The sequence below is a fragment of the Pseudoclavibacter sp. RFBI5 genome, from assembly GCF_002931395.1.
Classification (GTDB): Bacteria; Actinomycetota; Actinomycetes; order Actinomycetales; family Microbacteriaceae; genus Pseudoclavibacter.
Genome location: NZ_PSYA01000003.1, coordinates 159,255 through 179,552, shown reverse-complemented (window position 1 = coordinate 179,552; position 20,298 = coordinate 159,255). Strand labels below are relative to the sequence as shown.

The window sequence follows — 20,298 nt, the reverse complement described above, 5'->3', positions numbered from 1 at the left end:
AGTGCCTAGCCGTTGCCACCTAGGTCGTGAACCCTGTAGGTCTGGTCTTCGAGCAGACTTACCCGCACGGGACGGCCTGCCGCGCAGTGACGGGTGAGGAGTTCGGAACGGAGACGCAGTACTCCAGAGCGTTCTCGCGTCTCATCTGACCGCGGGTTCCATGAGGCGGTGATGCACTCATTTCCGAGACGCACGGTCACAGCGGCTCTGGCGCTTGGGAACAGCCGCTTGGCGGCCCGCGCGAAACGGAGCTGTCCAGTCCGGAGATCTACTGCTGTGACGTTCTGTGTGCTGACCGATCCAGGTTCGCGTCCAGGCGTCGGGGAATCGACGCGAACCGCCGGCAAATGAGGCACCGCGTTACGAGATGATGCAGCGACTGTCTTTCCGTCTTTCACGTATCTGAGCCCGTGCTTCTTGACCTGTCCGCGCCGGGCACTCGGTGCATCCTTTGGAAACTCCAGGTTCGCGAATGGGAGCGGGAGCGCAGGGTCGATGAGCGCTGATCGGGCATCGGCCGGCAATGAGTCGATGAAGTGCTCGACCATCTTTACCTCTGCCGTTTTCGGATCACTGGCCGTGCCGTAGTGAACCCAGAGCGTGTCCTCGCCGAGCATCTTGATCGGCCACCCGCCGCCATGCGGCTGACGCGCACCGATCTCGGTCGAGTAGAACTGGGCCATCCTCCTGAGCACCGAGCTGTTGGCTCGGCCGATGTAGAGCGCTGGCTCGCCAGCAGGTCGCATCTGCTCGAGACGCTGCGCCATGCTTGACGGGTCGGCTGGTCGAGCGTCGATGGCTGCACTCGGGTGGCGCTGCAGCAGCTCGGCAATCGCCGTGCTGTTGATTGTCGGTCCAGAAGTCTCGGTGTGCTCCGCCCGAGCATCAGCTGTCGTGGCGACGATGTACAGCCCCGGAACGGCCATTGCTTCAGGCAAGGCGTGACCCCACGGTACAGCGCCGACGTGGGTCGCGTCACCGGCCGCAAACAGCGCCGCGATCGAGGTCATGCGCGGGCCTCGAGACGCGCGGTCTTGGCGCGATCGATCGCCCGGTAGAGCGTGGCGCGTCCGATGGAGAACTCCGCGCAGAGTTCGGCAGTGGTGAGCGCGCCTTGCTGACAGAGCTCCACGAGGTGCTTCTCCTGCGTGGGCGAGAGCTTGGGCTTCCTGCCTCGCAGCTTGCCCTTGGCCTTCGCGACTTTCACGCCCTCGCGCGTGCGCATCCTGATCAGGTCTGCTTCGAACTCCGCATCCATCGCGAGCACGTTGAACAAGAGCTTGCCCATCGGGTCGCTCGGATCATGGATCGAACCGCCGATGTTGAGGGCGACACCTTTGGCGAGCAGCTCGTCGGCGATCGCACTGGCGTCCCGAGTCGATCTCGCGAGCCGGTCCAGTTTGGTGACAACGAGCTCGCCGCCGGAGCGCACGGCAGCGACTTCGCTGATGCGGTGCCAACGGAAGTAGGAGTCGTCCCGCGCGAGCTCACTGTTTTGCTCCGGCTCATCTGGCGGCATGCGCTGCCCTCTGGCCTGCCAGCCATGCAAGTCGGGGTAAGTCGACCGGATGGCGTGGAGGGGCGTGGAGAAGTTCATGCTCGCAATGATCAGGCACGTGCGCACCGGTGCATCAATCTGTCGGGGAGTCCGCCGAAACTCGTTACTGCTGCGTTATTTTCCGCGGCGCACTACGTAGGAGAAAGGCCCCGACTCCCTTGCTATTGCAGGGAAGTCGGGGCCTTTCAGATGGCGGTGACGGTGGGATTTGAACCCACGGTAGAGTCGCCCCTACACAACATTTCGAGTGTTGCACCTTCGGCCGCTCGGACACGTCACCGTGAGGAATCTTATACCGAGACCAGGGGTGCGCCGCAAATCGAGCCGCCCAGGCGTGTTCTCGAGAGGCCAGCCGGGGCGGACTCTTAGACGATCGGGATCTGGAACGTCTCGGTGAAGGGCGGCAGCGCCACCGTCGACACGTAGGAGACGTTGGCCCCTGACAGTCCGGTGACCCGGAAGTTCGCGACCAGTGTGGTGACGCCGGAGTCGACGGTGGCGGTGAAGCTGCCGTCTCCGTTGTCCGTGAGGACACCACCCGTGATGGCCGTGTTCACGATCGTGACGCCGGCATCCGGAGTGATGACCACGGTGGAGTTGTCGGGGAGCACGGAGTCGTTGCCGTCTCCGTCATCGCCCGTGAGCGTGAACCGGGCGACGTTCCCGCTCACGACGCTCGTGGACCCACCCGTGTACCAGGTGTTCGCGAGGGGAACGGGCGTCGACGCCACCGCGATCGGCGCCGCGACCGTGATGGCCACGGCCGGGACGGACCAGGCTGCGCCGGCCAGAAGGGTACGACGGGAAGTGCTGTCAGCAGACACGAGGATCCTGTTCGAGAGGGGGAAGCACGCAGGGGGATGGACGAGTCGGCAGATGGGGAATCGGCTCGGCCAGGTGGATAATCGCACGCGCGAGAGGATTCGCGTTGCCCCTTGCATTTCGACGTCACAAAACGTATGCGGCCTCGACCGGTCTACCGACGCGTTCCGGTCTCGATCAGGCGCACAGCCCCCGCGTCGATGCGGAGATCAAGCGTGCAGGCGGCCCGGCCCAGGCCGCGGAGCTCCTCGCCGTCGGCGTAGACGAGCACGCCCTTCGGCACCAGCACGCTGATGCCCGTCAGGCGCTCGAAGGTGACGGCCGGGAGGCGCGTGTGCAGGCCAGCCATGGCAAGTGGGAAGAGCGTGAGCAGGCCGATCCTCGGGAGCCCGCCGACGACGAACAGGTCGAGGAGCCCGTCGTCGATGACCGCGTGCGGCGCGACTGCGATGCCGCCGCCGATCGACGAGCCGTTCAGCACCGTGAGCATCTCGGCGGTGACCGACTCGGCAGGGCCGCCATCGATCCGAACACCGAACTCGAGCGGCTCGAAGTGCCGCACGGACTCCAGCAGGGCGGCGACGTAGCGGGCCGTTCCCGGCAGACGCCGCAGCTCGTTGGCGCGCCGATTCACGACGGCGTCGAAGCCGACGTTGACCGAGTTGATGGCCACATGCTCGGCGCCGTCGAGCACCAGTCGCATCGCGTCGACGCTCCGGGTGCTCGCGGTGCCGGTGCGCAGCGCGGTGAGCATCCGCTCGATGCCGACTGCTGGCACGCCGCGTTCGATCCCGGCGGCTCGAGCGAAGTCATTGCCTGTGCCAGATGGCACGACCCCGAGAGGGACCTCGGTGCCCGCGACGAGGCCGGCCCCCATCGACACCATGCCGTCCCCGCCCTGCACGATGAGCGCATCGGGGCGACGCTCCCCACCGAGCTCGGCCGCAGCCTGCCGTCGCAGCTCCTCGAACGAGTCGGCCGCCACGAGCACGACCTCGAGATCCGACGAGGAGGAGGCGGCAGCTCCCCCGGCGAGGCGCCTGCCGAGGTGCGCGGATGCGCCCAGCCCAGCCGCCGGGTTCACCACGTACAGGACTCTCTGCGCTCGCACGTGCTCATTCTGCACGTACCCGGTCCCCGCGCGACCTCACCCCGCAGTCCAGCGCCCGAGAATCGCGCCGCCACGGGCCCGCTGACGCGCCAGTGTCGGTGGTGCCGCCTAGCCTTGGCACATGCCTCCCAAGACCAAGCAGCAACCAGCGTTCAAGTGCACCGAATGCGGCGCATCGTCGCTGAAGTGGTTCGGGCAATGCCCCGAGTGCCAGGCCTGGGGCACCCTCGTCGACCGCTTCGAATCGCAGACCGCTGGCCGCATCCAGGCGGCCACGATCAGCGAGTCACGCGCCGCACGTCCGATCACCGAGGCGCCTATCGACAACGTCGCCCACCGCCCGACGGGCATCGGCGAGTTCGACCGCGTGCTCGGCGGTGGACTGGTGCCGGGCGCCGCCATCCTGCTGAGCGGCGAGCCCGGCGTTGGCAAGTCCACGATCCTCCTCGAGCTCGCGTCACGCGTCGCCGCGAAGGGCACGACCGTGCTGTACGCATCGGCAGAGGAGTCCGTGAACCAGGTGCGGATGCGCGCCCAGCGCACCAACGCGCTCCACGACACCCTGTACCTCGCGAGCGAGACCGACCTCTCGACCGTCCTCGGCCAGATCGAGCGCCTCGACCCGGGCCTCATCATCGTCGACTCCGTGCAGACCGTCGCGAGCGATACCGTCGACTCGCTCGCCGGCCAGCCCAGCCAGGTGCGCGAGGTCGCATCCGCCCTCATCCGAGTCGCGAAGACCAGGGGCGTGCCCGTCATCATCGTCGGCCACGTCACGAAAGACGGCACGATCGCGGGGCCCCGACTGCTCGAGCACCTGGTCGACGTCGTCGCCCACATCGAGGGCGACCGCCACACGGCGCTTCGCTTCGTGCGCACCATCAAGAACCGCTTCGGCCCCACGGACGAGGTCGGCTGCTTCGAGATGACCGGCGAGGGAATGACGGAGGTGCCAGACCCCTCAGGACTCTTCCTCAGCGAACGCCCCGAGCCGGTCAGCGGCACGTGCGTGACCGTCGCGCTCGAGGGGCGACGCGCCCTCCCCGTCGAGATCCAGGCGCTCGTGCAGAAGACCAACGCCCCGAACCCGCGCCGCGTCACCAACGGCGTCGACACGAGCCGTGTCGCCATGCTGCTCGCCGTGCTCGAACGACGCACCAAGCACAAGCTCTCCGAGTACGACGTCTACGTGTCGACCGTCGGCGGGGTCAAGCTGCAAGAACCCGCGGCCGACCTCGCCATCGCCATCGCCATCGCCTCCTCCATCCGCAACCGGCCCGTGCGCGACGGCACCGTCGTCTTCGGCGAGGTGAGCCTCGCCGGAGAGATCCGCCGTGTCGCATCCGCCAACCTCCGCGCGGCCGAGGCAAAGCGCATGGGCCTCGCCCACGTCGTCGACCCCTCCATCGGCAGCATCGACCGCGCCCTCACAGCCGCGCTCGGCAACTGACCGCAGACCTCTCACCCGGAACGCGAGCCACCCGAAGGCTCGAGGAGTCCAGAAACGCGAGTAGGCCCGGAGCGATGCTCCGGGCCTACTGCTCATCGACCGCTGGCCGACTCAGTGCTGCGTGCGCGTGCTACGCGTCGCTGCCCGCGCGTCGGCGGAGCAGGATCGCGGCGCCACCGGCGACGAGGAGCGCAAGCGCGCCCGCGATAGCCGCGAACATGGCGTTCTCGTCAGCTCCGGTCGTGGCGAGGGCACCGTCTCCGGCGTCCGCCGTCGGAACCGGCGCAGCCGTGGCGCTTGCCGTCGGCTCGACGGTCGCGGTCGGGGTGACGGAGACCGTCGGTCCCGGCGTCGCGGTCGGCGTCTCAGCGGCCGCCTGAACCGAGACCGGCACGGCGACGGATGCCGCAGACAGGTCCGCGAGGAACGTCAGCGTGCCATCCCCCACCGTCGAGTCGACGGGAACGGTGAAGCTCACATCGACGAGGTTCGCGTCAGCAGCGACGTCGACAGACCCGATGCCGATCTGCTCATCGCCGAGCCACACCGTGACCGAAGAGCTCTGGATGAATCCCACCGACTGCAGGTTGAACTTCGCGACCTTCAGCGAGTAGCTCTCACCTGCCTGGAACTTGTTGTCCGTGGGCAGGCCGACGACCTCGAAGCCGTTGCGCTGAACATCCGGGACGACACCAGTCGAACCCGCGGCAGTCTTCGCGCGAACCCAGTTGACGAACGCGTCGAGATCGATGAGGCCCGTGTCCTTGACGCTCTCGGCGTTGTTCAGCGAGTGGAAGTTGTCGCCACCCGCCGCGAGGAACGTCGGCATCGCCACGTTGTAGACCTGGCCGCTCGAGACGGGCTCACCGTTGATGGAGAGCGACACGATGCGCTCCATGCGAGGCCGCGAGCTGTCGAACGCGTACGTGAAGTTGTCGCTCAGCCCGAGCTGCAGGTAGTCGCGCGACGGCACCTCGCCGCCAGCGGTGAGCTGCCACTGCTCCTCGAGCACGTTCTTCAGCTCCGCGCCGGAGATGCTGACGACCGACAGGTTGTTCGCGAAGGGAAGGACCGTCGCGGCTTCCTTGTACGTGATCTGACCGTCGTTGTCCAGCAGGTCAGCACGGAGACCACCCGGGTTGATGATCGCCGCGTCGACGTCGAAGCGGCCCGTGTCACTGATCGACTCGAGCATCGACTGCGCGACGATGCCACCCAGCGACGACTCCTCCGCACGGTTGTCCTGTCCGCCCTCGGCGACCACACCGGTGGTGGAGCCATCCTCGGCCATCTCGATGGAGTCGGGGACGAACGTCTTCGCCCTGGAGATGTCACCCTGCTGGGTGCCGATGACCTCAGCCCCAAGCACGTCGGCCGTCGCGATGGCTGCGTCGAGCTTCGCCTTGATGTCGATGATGCGCTTGTCGTTGACGTACTCGATGGGCGCCGGGTTCTTCGGCGGGGCAGCGTCGGGCTTCAGCGTCGCCGGGTCAATCGAGTCGTAGACGGGCACGATGGAGCTGTCCGAGGCGGTCACGTTGCCCGCGGCGTCGACCGTGAGCACGACCTGCGCGAGGTTCTCCGCGTACTGCCCGGCCTGCACGATGGGACGGGTCGATGCACCGTTCGGGGCGTCGTAGGCGTAGGTCTGGTGCGTGTGCGCGTTGAAGATCGCGTCGACCTCGGGGGCCGTGTCCTCGGCGATGGAACGGAAGGTGCTGCTCTCCTGGTTCTCATCGAGAGGAGCGTCGGACTTCGGCGCGCCCTCGTGGTAGGAGGCGATGATGACGTCGGCCGACTTCGCCGCCGTGATCTCGGCAGCCACCTCGTTGACCGCCTCGACGGGGTCGCCGAAGGTGACGCCCGTGATGCCGTCGGGCGAGACGAGTGCCGAGGTCTCCTCCGTCACGGCCCCGATGACGGCGACCCTGACGCCGCCGACATCGAAGATGGCGTGCGTGTCGAAGGGGTGGCTGCCGTCCGCGAGCGTGACGTTCGCGGCGAGATCGGGGCCGTTGGTCGCCGAGGCGAGCCGGCCGGTGGCGTCGTCGATGCCCTTGTCGAACTCGTGGTTGCCCTGCGTCCACGCGTCCACGCCGATCGCGTTGAGCAGGTCGATCGTCGGCTGGTCCTGCTGGATCGAGGACTCGAAGAGGCTCGCGCCGACAGCATCGCCGTTGGAGATGACGAGGCTGCTGTCCTCGCCGAACTCCTTCTGCGCCTCGAAGACGGAGGCGGCGAACTTCTCGCCGTTGAGGATCCGACCGTGGAAGTCGTTGAAGCCGATGAGGTTGATCTGCTTCGCGCCGTCGGTGGGCGTGATGAAGCTCGGCGAGAGGACGGCTGCTTGAGCTGGTGCCGCGAAGGCAGACACAAGAGCTGCCGTGCCGAGAACGGCAGCGGCAGCGGTGGCGCGCTTGCGAGTGGGCGTCGTCATGAGTCTCCTGGCGATCGACGAACGGACGGAATCGTGCGGAACGTGAGGATGCTCTCAGCTCACACTGTCTTCAAGGTTAACGTTCAGGAGATTTTCGCGAAAGCCCCCGGGCACCCCGCGCGAGTCAGTCGAGAACGAACGTCGCCGGCTGCGACGCGATGCCGTTGACGCTCACGACGAGCTGGTAGTAGGCACCCCCGGCCACCGCATCCGCCCGGTCGGTCCCGCACGTGTCGAGCGAGGAACGCTCGCGCACCCAGGTGATGGGAGGGGCTGTCACCGACTGCCCGGCACCGATCGTGACGATCTCGTCAGCTGGGTCGGTCTGGCAGTGCGACGACACCCAGATCACGTCGGCGCCGCTCGAGATCGTGTAGACCTGCACGGCCGTGCCGACGTTCATGACACACGCTTCGCCGCCCGTGTTGGCGATCGAGAGCGACAGCTGAGGCTGCGCGTCGGGCGCGTAGCTCGTCGCATCGAGCATCGCCGAGACGACAAGCTCAGGGGCTGCGCACTCGGCGGGCCCCGTCGGAGTCGGAGTGGGCGTCGGTGTCGCCTCGGCCGCCCCACCACCGTCGCTTGACGCCGTCGCGGCGGACGACGCCGTCGGCGCACCGGATGCGGAGGCTTCGCCGGGTTCGCCGGAACCCGCCCCGAAGAGGCTCGCGATTCCCCAGATGAGCGCCCCGATGACAAGCACGCAGACGAGGAGGAGCGCCAGCCGCCGACGGCGGTAGACGGCCTTGCTTGGTCTGCGGGTCGAACTCACTCGCCAAGGGTACGGACCCGTCCTTGGGACTCCCGTGAGGCGCACCGTGCGACCACTGCGACGCGCCCGAAGAGCCCGTCGCGGCGGCGGAGACTGGCTCTTAGAGCACCTTCAGCATGCGCGTGTTGCCAAGCGTGTTGGGCTTGACGTGGGCGAGGTCGAGGAACTCCGCAACGCCTTCGTCCGGCGAGCGGCGCATCATCTCGTAGGTCTCCGCATCCACGATCTGCTCGCCGACCGAGACGAAGCCGTGCCGCTCGAAGAACCCCGTCTCAAAGGTGAGGCAGAAGAGGCGCTCGAGGCCCAGCTGACGGGCGTCCGCCATCAGCCGATCGAGGATCACGTGCCCGACACCGGTGCCGCGAACCGAGTCCGCCGTCGCGATGGTGCGCACCTCGCCGAGGTCGCGCCAGAGCACATGCAAGGCGCCGCAGCCGACCAGCTGCCCACGCTCATCGACCGCCACCCGGAACTCCTGCACCGCCTCGTAGAGCGTCACGAGCTCCTTTCGCAGGAGCACGTTTCGGTCGACGAGCGGCTGGATGAGCTCGCTAATGCCCACGATGTCGTGCGTGGTGGCCCGTCTGATGGTGATCTCCTGCATCCGACCAGCGTACGCGCGGGCACGAGAGCAGGACGCTCAGGACGACAGCACGGGTAACATCACGGTCATGCGCCTTGGAGTTCTCGACGTCGGATCCAACACCGTCCACCTCATCGTGGTCGACGCCCACCCCGGCGCGAAACCCGTCCCCGAGACGTCCCAGAAGAGCGTGCTGCGCCTCATGCGCTACCTGCAGGCCGACCGCTCCATCTCCGACGAAGGCGTCGCGAAGATCATGGAAGCCATGCACCGCGCCGCCGATGCGGTGAAGAAGAGCAAGCTCGACCACTTCATGCCCCTCGCCACCAGCGCCATCCGCGAAGCCAAGAACGGGCCGGAGCTGCTGAAGCGCATCCACCGCGAGACCGGCATCGACCTGCAGGTCATGAGCGGCGAAGAGGAGGCGCGCACGACGTTCCTCGCGGTCCGCCGCTGGTTCGGCTGGGCCGCCGGACGCATCATGCTCGTCGACATCGGCGGCGGCTCCCTCGAGCTGGCGGTCGGCGACGACGAGCTCTCCGAGCACGCCATCTCGGTGCCGCTCGGAGCGGGTCGCAGCACCGTCAACTTCCTGCACAACGACCCGCCGACCGACGATCAGGTCGAGGAGCTGCGCAAGTACGCACGAAAGCTCATCAAGGAAGCAGCGGAGACCTTCGAGGGCGGGGCGCGACCCGACCAGTTCGTGGGCTCGTCCAAGACCATCCGCTCCCTCGCCCGCCTCGCCGGCTCGTCCATCGACGGCATCGGCGCGGGGCAGCGGACCACCCTGCAGAAGTGGCAGCTCGACGACTGGGTGCCCCGCCTCGCGAAGCTGCACTCCGAGGCGCGCCCCGCGCTCCCTGGCATCACCACCGACCGGGCCCTGCAGATCGTCGCCGGCGGCGTCGTCCTCTCCGAGGTCATGCACGTCTTCGACATCAAGCAGCTCGACGTGTCCCCGTGGGCCATGCGCGAGGGGGTCCTCCTCGACTACCTGGACCGCCTCCCGCACTGAGCGCCCGGCGTCACCGCCGCTGTCGCGGGACGTGCTTCGGGATCTGCCACCCCATGAGGGCCGCCCCCACGAACCCAAGCACCCCGAGCATCCCGGACGTGAACGAGATCGACACGACCGCCGTCGCCACCGCCACGATGACGGGCACGGATGCTGCCGACGAGTCGGTGATGAGCCTCCAGGCCCCGAGGAACGGGGCCGGATCCTGGCGCGGCGCGAGGTCGGCGCCGAGCGTCATGAGGATGCCGGAGCCGATGCCGTTCGCGAAGCCCAGCCAGATCGCGAGCACCGTGAACCACTGCTGAGCGGCGTCCCCGACGAGGTCGTGGGTGAAGGCGAGTGTCAGGAAGCCCGCGCCGAGGCCGAGCAGCGCCGGCACGGCGCCCCACACTCGACCGAAGCGGTCCATGACCCAGCCGGACACGAAGAAGAGCGCGAAGTCGACGCCGGCGCTCACACCGATGACAAGCACCGCCGAAGCGGTGTCCATGCCGATCGACAGCGCCCACAGCGGCAGCATCACGTTGCGCGCCGCCCGCAGCGCTGCCATGATGCCCGCACCGGTCCCGAGCCGGACCAGCACGCCGGCGTTGGCGCGGATCGTCGCGAACACGCCGAGGCGTTCGGGCACGCCAGCCCCCGCACCCCCATCCCCCGCTGAGACCGGCACCTTCGCGGAATGCGACGGGCGTGCGACCGTCTCGGGGTCCGGCGCGAACAGCAGGATGAGCGCGGCCACCGCGCCGCACACGACGAAGACCCAGAACCCGTACTGGGGAGCATCGAACAGAACGAGGATTCCCGCGATGATGAACGGCCCGACGAAGAAGCCGGCGCGGAACACCCCGCCGAGCGTCGAGAGCACTCGCGCCCGGTAGCGCAGCGGCACGTAGGTCGTGAGGAACGCGTGCCTCGCGAGGTTGAAGTTGGCGGCGGAGATGCCGATGATGACGACCCCGACGAGCAGCATCCACGGCGCGACTGCGGACGCGCAGAGCAGGATGCCGACGAGGCTCACCCCGAGGGCCGCGAGCATGGCCCGCTTCTCCCCCAGGCGCTGCACGACGGCACCGGCGGGAAGATCGCCGATCATCTGGCCGATCATGAGCGACCCGGCGATGAACCCGGCCAGCTCGATGCCGGCTCCCAGCGAGACCGCCACGGTCGGGATGATCGGGATGATCGCTCCCTCGCCGATCGCGAACACGAACGACGGCAGGAGCGCCAGCAGAGTCACCTGCGCGAGCGTGGCTTCCTTCTTCGGCTTGCCGTGTGACGAGGGTGACGGGGATGCAGGCACGCGTTCCAGCGTAAGCCCGTCCGGTCGCGCGCCGGACAGGGCCGCCGGCACTGCACGCTCGCTGCGCGCTCGCTGCGCGCTCTTGCAGTGTCATTGACGACACTGTGTGACGCACACTATGGTGTGAGTCATGGGCCCAGAAGAGACGTACGACATCCACCTGCAGGAGCTCCGCAGGGGCACCGTCGTGCTCGCATGCCTTCGCCTCCTCGCCGAGCCGGGCTACGGCTACGGACTCCTCGAGGCACTGCAATCCCGAGGCTTCGACACCGACGCCAACACCCTCTACCCGCTCCTTCGCCGCCTGGAGAAGCAGGGTCACCTCACGAGCGAGTGGAACACCGACGAGGCGCGACCTCGCAAGTTCTACCGCGCCAGCCCATCCGGTGCCGCACTCGCCGCCGCGATGACCACCGACTTCCGCTCCCTCGCCCAGGCGATCGAGCACCTCCCAGAAGGGGCCTGACATGACGACCATCACCGACACCCTGACCGAGCGCTACGTGAGCGCCGCCATGCGCACGGTGCCAGACGACCAGCGCGCCGACCTCGAAGCAGAGCTGCGCGCCTCCATCCGCGACCTCGTCGATGCGCGAGTCGAATCCGGCGAGGCGGGCGATGCCGCCGAGGTGGCCGTGCTCACCGAGCTCGGCGACCCTGAGCTGCTCGCCGCCAGCTACACCGACCGCCGACTGTTCCTCGTGGGGCCCCGCTACTACCTCATGTGGTGGCGGCTCCTGAAGACCCTGCTGTGGATCGTGCCGGTGTGTGCGGCCTTCGGTGTCGCGATCGCGCAGACGCTCATCGGCAGCACCATCGGCGAGATCATCGGCGAGGTCGCGGCAGTCACCTTCAGCGTCATCATCCACGTCACGTTCTGGACGACCCTGGTGTTCGTGGTGCTCGAGCGCTCCGGCGGCCAGTCCAAGCCGGAGCAGTGGAGCGTCGCCGACCTGCCGGAGATCCGCCAGACCGGGGCCGGCAGATCCGAGCTCATCGCCTCGCTCGTGTTCCTCGCACTCGGGACCGGCGCCGTCGTCTGGGACCGCTTCATCGGCTTCGTGCCGACGCAGCCGGGACTGTCGTTCTTCGGCCACGACCTCTGGCCGTGGTGGGCCCTCGCGCTTCTGGTCCTCTTCGTACTCGAAGCGGCCTACAGCGTGGCGCTCTACCGGACGGGTCGCGTCACGCTGCCCCTCGCCTGGGCCAACGCGGTCCTCGCGGTCCTGTTCATGTCGCTGATCCTGACCACCCTGGGTCGCGGCCTGCTGCTGAATCCGGACTTCTTCGCCACGGTCATCCCAAGCGCGGACAGCGCGGCGACGGTGACCACCATCGTGACCGTGATGATCGCCTTCGGAGTCCTCGCCACCAGCGTCTGGGACATCTGGGACGGTTTCCGCAAGGCAACCCGCTAGCGGGCGACGGGGCGCGCACGACGAAGCCCCCGCATCACGTAGATGCGGGGGCTTCGTCGTATGCGCGTGCGGAGGTTACGCGGTCGGCGCGTCACCCTCACCGGCGTCGGCGATGATGCCCTCAGCCTGCGAGGTGACTCCACCTGCCGCGACCGTCTCGGGGACGAGGCGCTTGGAGACGTTGAACACGAACTCGTCTACCGGGTAGTCGACCTCGACGTGGTCGCCGGCCTTGAGCTCGCCGCGGAGGATCTTCTCGGAGAGAAGGTCTTCCACCTCGTGCTGCACGGCTCGGCGCAGCGGGCGAGCACCGAGTGTCGGGTCGAAGCCGACCTTGATGAGCTTGCGCTTCGCGAGCTCGGTGATCTCGACGGTCATGTCGCGGTCGAGCATGCGCTCACTGAGGCGACCGATGAAGAGGTCCACGATCTGCAGCAGCTCGTTGGTGGAGAGCTGCGGGAACACGATCGTGTCGTCGACGCGGTTCAGGAACTCGGGCTTGAAGTGCTTCTTGAGCTCTTCGTTGACCTTCGACTTCATGTTGTCGTACGACACCGAGGCGTCGCCTTCGAGCTGGAAGCCGACGGGGCCGCCGGAGATGCCCTTCGTGCCGAGGTTGGTCGTCATGATGATGACCGTGTTCTTGAAGTCCACGACGCGACCCTGGCCGTCGGTGAGACGACCTTCTTCAAGCACCTGGAGGAGCGAGTTGAAGATGTCGGGGTGAGCCTTCTCGATCTCGTCGAACAGGACGACGGAGAACGGCTTGCGGCGCACCTTCTCGGTGAGCTGGCCGCCCTCTTCGAAGCCGACGAACCCTGGAGGGGCACCGAAGAGCCGCGAGACCGTGTGCTTCTCGCCGAACTCGGACATGTCGAGCGAGATGAGCGCCGACTCGTCGTCGAAGAGGAACTCCGCAAGCGCCTTGGCGAGCTCCGTCTTTCCGACGCCCGTCGGGCCGGCGAAGATGAACGAACCGGACGGACGGTTCGGGTCCTTGAGTCCGGCGCGGGTGCGGCGGATGGTCTTGGACAGGGCTGCGATGGCCTCGTTCTGGCCGATGACCCGCTGGTGCAGGGCATCCTCCATGAACACGAGACGCGCGGTCTCTTCCTCGGTGAGCTTGAAGACGGGGATGCCGGTGGCCTGCGAGAGGACCTCGGCGATCAGGCCCTCGTCGACGGTGCCGGTGGACTTGACGTCGCCCGACTTCCACTGCTTCTCGAGGCGGAGGCGCTCGCCGAGGAGGTTCTTCTCGTCGTCGCGCAGTGACGCGGCGCCTTCGAAGTCCTGCAGCTCGATGGCCTGCTCCTTGTCGGCGCGGACGATCGCGATCTTCTCGTCGAGTTCGCGCAGCTCGGGGGGCGAGGACAGCACCGAGAGGCGGAGGCGGGCGCCTGCCTCGTCGAGGAGGTCGATCGCCTTGTCCGGCAGGAACCGGTCGGAGACGTAGCGGTCGGCGAGGGTTGCCGCGGCGACGATGGCGTCGTCGGTGATGGACACCTTGTGGAACGCCTCGTACTTGTCGCGGAGCCCCTTGAGGATGTTGATCGTGTGCGCGATCGACGGCTCCTCGACCTGGATGGGCTGGAAGCGTCGCTCGAGCGCCGCATCCTTCTCGAAGTGCTTCTTGTACTCGTCGATCGTGGTGGCGCCGATCGTCTGCAGCTCACCTCGCGCGAGGAGCGGCTTCAGGATGCTCGCGGCGTCGATCGCGCCCTCGGCGGCACCCGCACCAACGAGGGTGTGGATCTCGTCGATGAAGACGATGATGTCGCCGCGTGTGCGGATCTCCTTGGTGACCTTCTTGAGGCGCTCTTCGAAGTCACCGCGGTAGCGGGACCCGGCGATGAGCGAGCCGAGGTCGAGTGAGTAGAGCTGCTTGTCCTTGAGCGTCTCGGGAACCTGCCCCGTGACGATCGCCTGGGCGAGGCCCTCGACGACGGCGGTCTTGCCGACGCCCGGCTCGCCGATGAGGACGGGGTTGTTCTTCGAGCGGCGCGACAGGATCTGCATGACGCGCTCGATCTGCTTCTCGCGCCCGATAACGGGGTCGAGCTTGCCTTCGCGAGCGGCCTGCGTGAGGTTGCGGCCGAACTGGTCGAGCACGGCGGAGCCCTGGGCTGCCTGCTGCGGCTGGTCCGCTCCCGCGACGACCTGCTCCTTGCCCTGGAATCCGCTCAGCAGCTGGATGACCTGCTGGCGCACCCGGTTGAGGTCGGCGCCGAGCTTCACGAGCACCTGAGCTGCGACCCCCTCGCCCTCGCGGATGAGGCCGAGGAGGATGTGCTCCGTGCCGATGTAGTTGTGGCCGAGCTGCAGCGCTTCGCGGAGCGACAGCTCAAGCACCTTCTTGGCTCGCGGCGTGAACGGGATGTGCCCCGTCGGACGCTGCTGGCCCTGGCCGATGATCTCCTGGACCTGCTCACGTACGGCAGGCAGCGAGATGTCGAGGGATTCGAGCGCCTTGGCGGCGACCCCTTCACCCTCGTGGATGAGGCCGAGGAGGATGTGCTCGGTCCCGATGTAGTTGTGGTTGAGCATCTTCGCCTCTTCTTGGGCGAGGACGATCACGCGACGGGCGCGGTCGGTAAATCTCTCGAACATCCGTTTCTCCTTCGACTCCCTGACCTCGACACCTGGCTACAGGGTCGGGGGCCGTGTACAGAGAGAGTAACGGCGTCAACCTCCGTTTCCCTCCCCTGTTCGCCCTGGGCGTGCGGATGCGTCGCCCAGGTACGCGAATGCGCCGCCGCTGGTCTCTTCGACCGCGCGACGGCGCATCCCTTGTTCAGCTTCCGAGCGCTAGAGGCACTTCTCGAAGGCGAGGTCGCTCAGCCCGATGAGCTGGTTGTGGTTGGCGTCCAGCTTCTTGAGGTCCTGGTAGTAGCGGAAGGTGACCTCGCTGATGGGACCCGTGTAGAAGAGCTGCACGTTGCCGTTGAGGGACGTGCTGGGGATCTCGCCTTCGGTGGCCTTGCGCCACGGGCTTGCGAGCGTGCCGCTGCCTTCGAGCGCGGATGCTCGCGTGGACGAGGTCGGCGTGGTCGTGGCGATGACGGCGTCGCGGTGGTTGCCCGGCGCCCAGTCGAGGTCGAAGATCGTGAACGAGAGCTTCGTGACCGGTTCGCTGAAGACGATCTTGACGTCGACGCCGCTGCCGGAGCGGGCGGTCCCGTTCTCGATCTTGATCCACTTGAGCGACTGCGGGTTGCCACCCTGTGGTCCGTCCTGGACGGTCCCGTTGGTCGACGAGCCCGTGAAGCCTCCGTAGCCGAGGTAGCTCAGGGTCGCGGTGACGCCGGTGCCGGGGAAGGGGATGCTCGTGGGCTTGGTGCCCGTCTTGAGCGCGTTGTAGTTGGTCTTGATGACGCATCGGGAGGCCGCCTGCGCTGGCGCGGCGGTTGCGAGGGCGATGACGGGGGTTGTCCACGCGGCGGCGCGCAGCACGGAGCGGCGAGTGGTGCCGCCCTTCTCGTCGGTGGTGACTGGGGCGGATGAGGAGCTGGGGGTTTCTGACAAGGGGGAACCTCTTCGGAGCAGATCGGGGGAAGTTGCTTCCGCGCCGGTGGGCGCGTGGTTCGCCGGTGCATCCAGTTCGGAGGTACCGAGCGGCTCAATAGCACCCCGGTTTCGAATCCGTTCTCGTGAAGTCACCCCAGACTTCACCCTAAGTTGTATCTACAATTAAACGGCCCACCAATTTCCCCGGGCACCAACGACGAAACCACCCCGGGCTTCACCCCGGAGTGGCTTGCGGAACAGAAGAGCGACGAACTACTCGCCGTTGCGATCCCGGAGCAGGCCCAGAGATTCGGCGCGACGCAGGGCCTCTGGCCGCGTGTGGACACCGAGCTTCTTGTAGGCAGAGCGCAACTGGGTCTTCACGGTGTTTGGCGAGACGAACAGCTCCTCGGCGATCCGCGTCGGCGAGGTGTGCCTTGCGAGCGCGTGAACCACGACTCGTTCGCGCTCCGTGAACTGCGGCATGGCGCTCACTTCCTGGAAGTTCGTCACCACGTCGAGCGAGTCGAACATCGCGATGTCATCCGCGCCGCCGGATTCTCGGCTGAGCTCAGCCAGCGCGTTGCGGTCGCGATCGGGCAGCATGAGCAGGGGCGAGACGAGCCCATATTGGAGCGAGAGCCCGGCAGCGAGGCCGACCATGCTCCGGGCGACGTCGCGGTCGCCATCGCGCAGCGCACCGGCCGCGCCGATGAGGTGCATCGCCATGCGCATCCTCGGCGTCGTCACGAAGTCCAGCGACCGCGAGACCCACTGCATCGACTGATCCGTGTCGCCGTCGACAAGAGCGAGCAGCGACCTTGCCGGCAGCGTCCGGAAGTCGTCGACGGCGTACCCCTCCAGCAGCTTGCGTGCGCGTGCCGGGCGACCGGCGGCGAGCCAGAGGACGACGAGAAGGGACTTCACGCGGAACAGGCCGAGACTCTCGCCGACCCCAGAGGCGGCAAGCGGGCCCTCGAGCATCTCCTCGACCCGCCTGGCCTCCGCGAGCGCCTCGCCCTGCGCCAGCCGAGCAAGCATGACGGGCTCCTGCAGGTAGGGCCAGAGGTCGGACGTGACGGTGAAGCGCTCGATATCCTCGAGAGCCGCCTGCGCCTGCATCCACTCACCGCGCTCGAGATACCCGTAGGACTTCGCGATATGCCCGAAGGTGCCGAGGTGTCCGCGCGAGCTTGTCGTCATCCACGCACCATCTTCGACCTGCGCGAGCATCGCCTCCGAGGCGGGCATGTCACCATCGATGGCCTTGTAGCCCGCCGCGTCCCAGAACGACAGGTTGCGGGAGCTGTTCGACTGCGGCACCACGAAGGTCTCCTCGAGTGCGGCGTGCGCCCCCGTCATGTCGCCGACGAGGAACAGCGAGAGCGCCGCCCCGCGAGTGAAGACCGGAGACAGCGTAGGCGACGCCCCCACCCGGGACTGGGCAGCGGCGAGACCGAGCGCTTCCCGCGCGAGCTCAGCCGACTCGAGGTACCTCCCGAGGGTGCGCAGCGCGAAGACCTTGAAGCAGAGGTACTCGCAGCGACGTGCGACCGAGAGGTCGCTCGGGATGCGCATCCCGGCCGCGATCTGCAGGAGCGGCTTCGCACCGCTGCGCAGCACTGGATTGGCGAGACGGGCGAGGCCGAGCACGAACGCGAGCACGGGGTACGCGACGAGCACGTCCTGCGGGAGGTGCTGCAGCCGCGATACATAGCGATCCGTCGTGTAGGCCTCGACGACCGTGAGCAGCAGGCGTGCGCAGATGCGTGACGCGAGGTCGAAGTCGTCGACCTCGAGCGCCAGCTCGAGAGCCCCTTCCGGGTCGCCGTTTGCGCTCAACCACGCCGCGGCGAGAGAGGCTGCGCGTCGATACTCGGCCGGGGAATCGGCCCGCAGCTCCTCGTGCAGCGCCTCGCGGAGCGCCGTGACGTATTGGAAGGCCTTACTGCTGCGGGTGAACGAGATGTGCCTGCCGAAGCCGTCCGCTTCGAGCATCTCGATCGCCGCGTCCGGATCCAGGTCGGGCACGAGCATCCGCGCGAGCGAGGCGTCGAAGTACGGCACGACGCTGGTGATCCTCGCGAACCTGGCGAGCTCGGCGTTGGGCAGCTGACCGGAGAGGTTCGTCGAGTTGAGCGCATTCTCGCGCCAGTGGAATGCGCGCGGACCTGACCGGGAGAGCTCGAGGATGGCCGCGCGGACGGCGATGGCGTAGCCACCGGTCGCCTCGTACACCTCCGCTGGCGTCGCGATATGGGTCTGCCCCACGACGAGCTCGAAGAAGGCCGCGACCTCGGCCTCCGTGAACTCCAGGTCGATGTTGGTCACGACACGAACTCGGCCCTGCAGCTGGAGCCTCGACTGGTCGAGCGTGGTGCGGCCCCTCGCGGCGATGATGACCCGCATGTTCGGGACGCTCTCGGCGCCTCTGAGGAGGTCCTGGTCGACAATCGGCACGAGGTCGCCGAGCCGCTCGTAGCCGTCGAGGATGATCGTGAAGGGAACCTCACTGCGCATGGCCACGACGAGGTCGCGCTTCTCGAAGTCATCGCTGTTGATGAGCGTCACGAGGTCGTCGTATTCGAGGCTGGTGAGGAGGCCCTCGCGGAGGGCCGCGCGCGCGATCTGCTCCCAGACGCTGTTGCGGGTGGTCGTGGCGGTGCTGAAGGTCACCCAGAGCAGGCGGCCCGTGTGGCGACCGGATTCGGCCCACATCCGCAGGAGCGTCGTCTTGCCGTATCCGCTCGGCGCGTGGAGCAGGGTGATGCGCGTCGAATCATCGTCGAGCGCCCGGAGGAGGCGCTGCCTCACCAGTAGTTCTCGCGTGGTTGCGTGCACTGAATTCACCCCAGCTCAAGTCCATGAATACTCACCTACCAAATGGATGGTCATGACTCTAACTCGCTGATCCAGCTTTGACGAGATCCGGGTGACCGGGGATTCACCGGGGATCATGCCATACCACACCAGAGGTTTACCACTTTCTGGCGGGCGCGGGACGGGCGAATCGACACTCATCGAATGCTCTTCCCGAGGGAGAATCGACCTGCAATCTAGCGCTGATCAGCGCAAACTTGCTCGGCCATGGTGAGCGCGCCGGCGCCATCAAGGCTCGAGCCCCAGGTGAGCTGGAGCTCGCGCGTCAGATCCGGCCACTGCGACCCCGACCAGAATTCACAGTCACGCACACCGAACTTCAACTCGAAGACGCCGAGGCCCGTGAGGTTGTTCCCCACGAAATTGACGCTGAAGTCCCTATTCGTGCGCTGCAGCTCCGGGACGAGGTCACGCAGCTCCTGCCACTCCACGGTCTCCCGGAACGCCTTGGCCGCCTCGCCCGCCTTGATTCCCTGCATTGTGTCGTCGAAGGCGGTGACGTTGACCTGGGTCCCGCCGAGGGCCGAATCATCCACGCGCACGTGGACGCTCGCGAGCTGCTCCGACTCGTCGAACACCGCGCTCGTCTCCCGGACGAACTCGACCTGCTCGGCGGTGGGGAGCTCGCTCTGCACGAACTGGCCGGTCGTGAACGGAGCGAGACCCATGAGGTCCCACTCCCCCGTGGCAGCGCCTGGGTCGTGGATCGCGCGGGCGGTCTCGAGGAGCTGCGTCGTGCGCTCGCTATCGCCGCGCTCCTCGCTCGAGAGCTCGACCACAATCAGTCGCCCACGAGCCGCCGCAGACAAAGAGGGTGCGCTGGACTCCGTCGGCGAGACAGTCGCGGGCGCCGGGTCGCCGGGAGCCTGCGTCTCGGACGGCTGTGCTTCGGTCTCCTGCGAGGTGAGACCGTCCGCTGCTGCACCGGATGCCTGATCGGTCACCTCGAACATGCCAGCCGACACCGGCGCCGAGTACGTCCGTGTGGAGATCGATTCGAACCCCACTGCCGCCAGCTCTCGCCAGTAGCCGAGCTGGGCGTGGAGCGACTCCGGAGTCGTGAGATCGAAGTACGAGTATGCGGACCCCGCAAGCCTGAGCTCGACCGTCCCGGCCCACTGGCCCTTGTCGAGCTGGACGGTCGGGAAGGTGGAGGCGTAGTCGCCGATGTCCGCGAGCTCCTCCTCGGTCACCTCCTCGGCCAGCGTGACGACGAGGTCGACCTTGACGGCCCCATCCACCGGCGGGCGGTCGAGGCTCGACGCCTCGACGCCGGGAAGTGATCGGAGGGTCTGATTGAACGACTCGAGCGCGGTCTGCACGGACGGGAACGGCCCGGAAGCGCATCCGGCGAGCATCGTCATCATGACGGCCGCAATGAAGACGGGCAGGGCAGAACGCGGCATCGTCAGCACCCTCCTCCGCGTCCTCGATCCAGCACGACG

Annotated in this window: 16 protein-coding genes and 1 tRNA gene; 4 read left to right on the top strand and 13 right to left on the bottom strand. The window is 67.4% G+C overall.

Annotation, left to right across the window (positions count from 1 at the left end):
- Nucleotides 1-5 precede the first annotated feature (5 nt).
- The 5 genes from C5E06_RS18910 to C5E06_RS02705 all read right to left on the bottom strand — a co-directional run bounded on the left by C5E06_RS18910 (nt 6) and on the right by C5E06_RS02705 (nt 3,491).
- Entirely contained in the window at nt 6-1,010 is a 1,005-nt protein-coding gene (locus C5E06_RS18910; protein WP_146081285.1) for a hypothetical protein, read from the bottom strand.
- Nucleotides 1,007-1,597: a recombinase family protein gene (locus C5E06_RS02720; protein WP_104305937.1), complete on the bottom strand. Its 591-nt coding sequence runs from the start codon at nt 1,595-1,597 to the stop codon at nt 1,007-1,009. Before C5E06_RS02720 ends, C5E06_RS18910 begins: the two co-directional genes overlap by 4 nt.
- A gap of 151 nt (nt 1,598-1,748) precedes the next feature.
- Nucleotides 1,749-1,838: transfer RNA gene (locus tag C5E06_RS02715), tRNA-Ser, on the bottom strand.
- Nucleotides 1,839-1,923: 85 nt separating this feature from the next.
- Nucleotides 1,924-2,382: a hypothetical protein gene (locus C5E06_RS02710; RefSeq protein ID WP_104305912.1), complete on the bottom strand. Its 459-nt coding sequence runs from the start codon at nt 2,380-2,382 to the stop codon at nt 1,924-1,926.
- Between the two features lie 152 nt (nt 2,383-2,534).
- Complete coding sequence (locus tag C5E06_RS02705) at nt 2,535-3,491, bottom strand: diacylglycerol kinase family protein (RefSeq protein WP_181062870.1); 957 nt, start codon at nt 3,489-3,491, stop codon at nt 2,535-2,537.
- 121 nt (nt 3,492-3,612) lie between these two features.
- Between C5E06_RS02705 and radA the strand changes: the two genes are divergently transcribed.
- Nucleotides 3,613-4,941 carry a DNA repair protein RadA gene (radA, locus tag C5E06_RS02700; protein ID WP_104305910.1) on the top strand — a complete coding sequence of 443 codons (1,329 nt, stop codon included), beginning with the start codon at nt 3,613-3,615 and terminating at the stop codon, nt 4,939-4,941.
- 130 nt (nt 4,942-5,071) lie between these two features.
- Here the strand turns inward: radA and C5E06_RS02695 are convergent, their stop codons facing one another.
- The 3 genes from C5E06_RS02695 to C5E06_RS02685 form a co-directional block, all read right to left on the bottom strand.
- Nucleotides 5,072-7,378 carry a 5'-nucleotidase C-terminal domain-containing protein gene (locus tag C5E06_RS02695; protein WP_104305909.1) on the bottom strand — a complete coding sequence of 769 codons (2,307 nt, stop codon included), beginning with the start codon at nt 7,376-7,378 and terminating at the stop codon, nt 5,072-5,074.
- A gap of 124 nt (nt 7,379-7,502) precedes the next feature.
- Nucleotides 7,503-8,150 (bottom strand): hypothetical protein, encoded by a 648-nt coding sequence (locus C5E06_RS02690; protein ID WP_104305908.1) that lies wholly within the window; start codon nt 8,148-8,150, stop codon nt 7,503-7,505.
- Nucleotides 8,151-8,250: 100 nt separating this feature from the next.
- A complete protein-coding gene (locus C5E06_RS02685) occupies nt 8,251-8,754 on the bottom strand; it encodes an amino-acid N-acetyltransferase (RefSeq protein ID WP_104242911.1) in 504 nt (167 codons plus the stop codon).
- A gap of 67 nt (nt 8,755-8,821) precedes the next feature.
- On the opposite strand from C5E06_RS02685, the gene C5E06_RS02680 reads away from it, so the two are divergent.
- A complete protein-coding gene (locus tag C5E06_RS02680) occupies nt 8,822-9,751 on the top strand; it encodes a Ppx/GppA phosphatase family protein (RefSeq protein ID WP_104242939.1) in 930 nt (309 codons plus the stop codon).
- A 10-nt stretch (nt 9,752-9,761) separates the two neighbouring features.
- Here C5E06_RS02680 and C5E06_RS02675 read toward each other — a convergent pair whose 3' ends face one another.
- Nucleotides 9,762-11,051 carry an MFS transporter gene (locus C5E06_RS02675; RefSeq protein ID WP_104305907.1) on the bottom strand — a complete coding sequence of 430 codons (1,290 nt, stop codon included), beginning with the start codon at nt 11,049-11,051 and terminating at the stop codon, nt 9,762-9,764.
- Between the two features lie 130 nt (nt 11,052-11,181).
- On the opposite strand from C5E06_RS02675, the gene C5E06_RS02670 reads away from it, so the two are divergent.
- Nucleotides 11,182-11,517, top strand: a complete 336-nt coding sequence (locus C5E06_RS02670; RefSeq protein WP_104305906.1) for a PadR family transcriptional regulator — start codon at nt 11,182-11,184, stop codon at nt 11,515-11,517.
- 1 nt (nt 11,518) lies between these two features.
- Nucleotides 11,519-12,469, top strand: a complete 951-nt coding sequence (locus tag C5E06_RS02665; RefSeq protein WP_104305905.1) for a permease prefix domain 1-containing protein — start codon at nt 11,519-11,521, stop codon at nt 12,467-12,469.
- Between the two features lie 75 nt (nt 12,470-12,544).
- On the opposite strand, the gene C5E06_RS02660 is transcribed toward C5E06_RS02665, so the two are convergent.
- The 4 genes from C5E06_RS02660 to C5E06_RS02645 all read right to left on the bottom strand — a co-directional run bounded on the left by C5E06_RS02660 (nt 12,545) and on the right by C5E06_RS02645 (nt 20,259).
- The gene (locus C5E06_RS02660; RefSeq protein ID WP_104305904.1) at nt 12,545-15,076 is read right to left on the bottom strand and encodes an ATP-dependent Clp protease ATP-binding subunit; all 2,532 of its coding nucleotides are present in this window, start codon (nt 15,074-15,076) and stop codon (nt 12,545-12,547) included.
- 198 nt (nt 15,077-15,274) lie between these two features.
- Nucleotides 15,275-15,991, bottom strand: a complete 717-nt coding sequence (locus C5E06_RS02655) for a hypothetical protein (protein WP_146081187.1) — start codon at nt 15,989-15,991, stop codon at nt 15,275-15,277.
- 255 nt (nt 15,992-16,246) lie between these two features.
- On the bottom strand, nt 16,247-18,787 hold the full coding sequence (locus C5E06_RS02650) for a LuxR C-terminal-related transcriptional regulator (RefSeq protein ID WP_104305903.1): 2,541 nt from the start codon (nt 18,785-18,787) through the stop codon (nt 16,247-16,249).
- A 242-nt stretch (nt 18,788-19,029) separates the two neighbouring features.
- Entirely contained in the window at nt 19,030-20,259 is a 1,230-nt protein-coding gene (locus C5E06_RS02645; RefSeq protein WP_146081188.1) for a hypothetical protein, read from the bottom strand.
- Nucleotides 20,260-20,298: the final 39 nt, after the last annotated feature.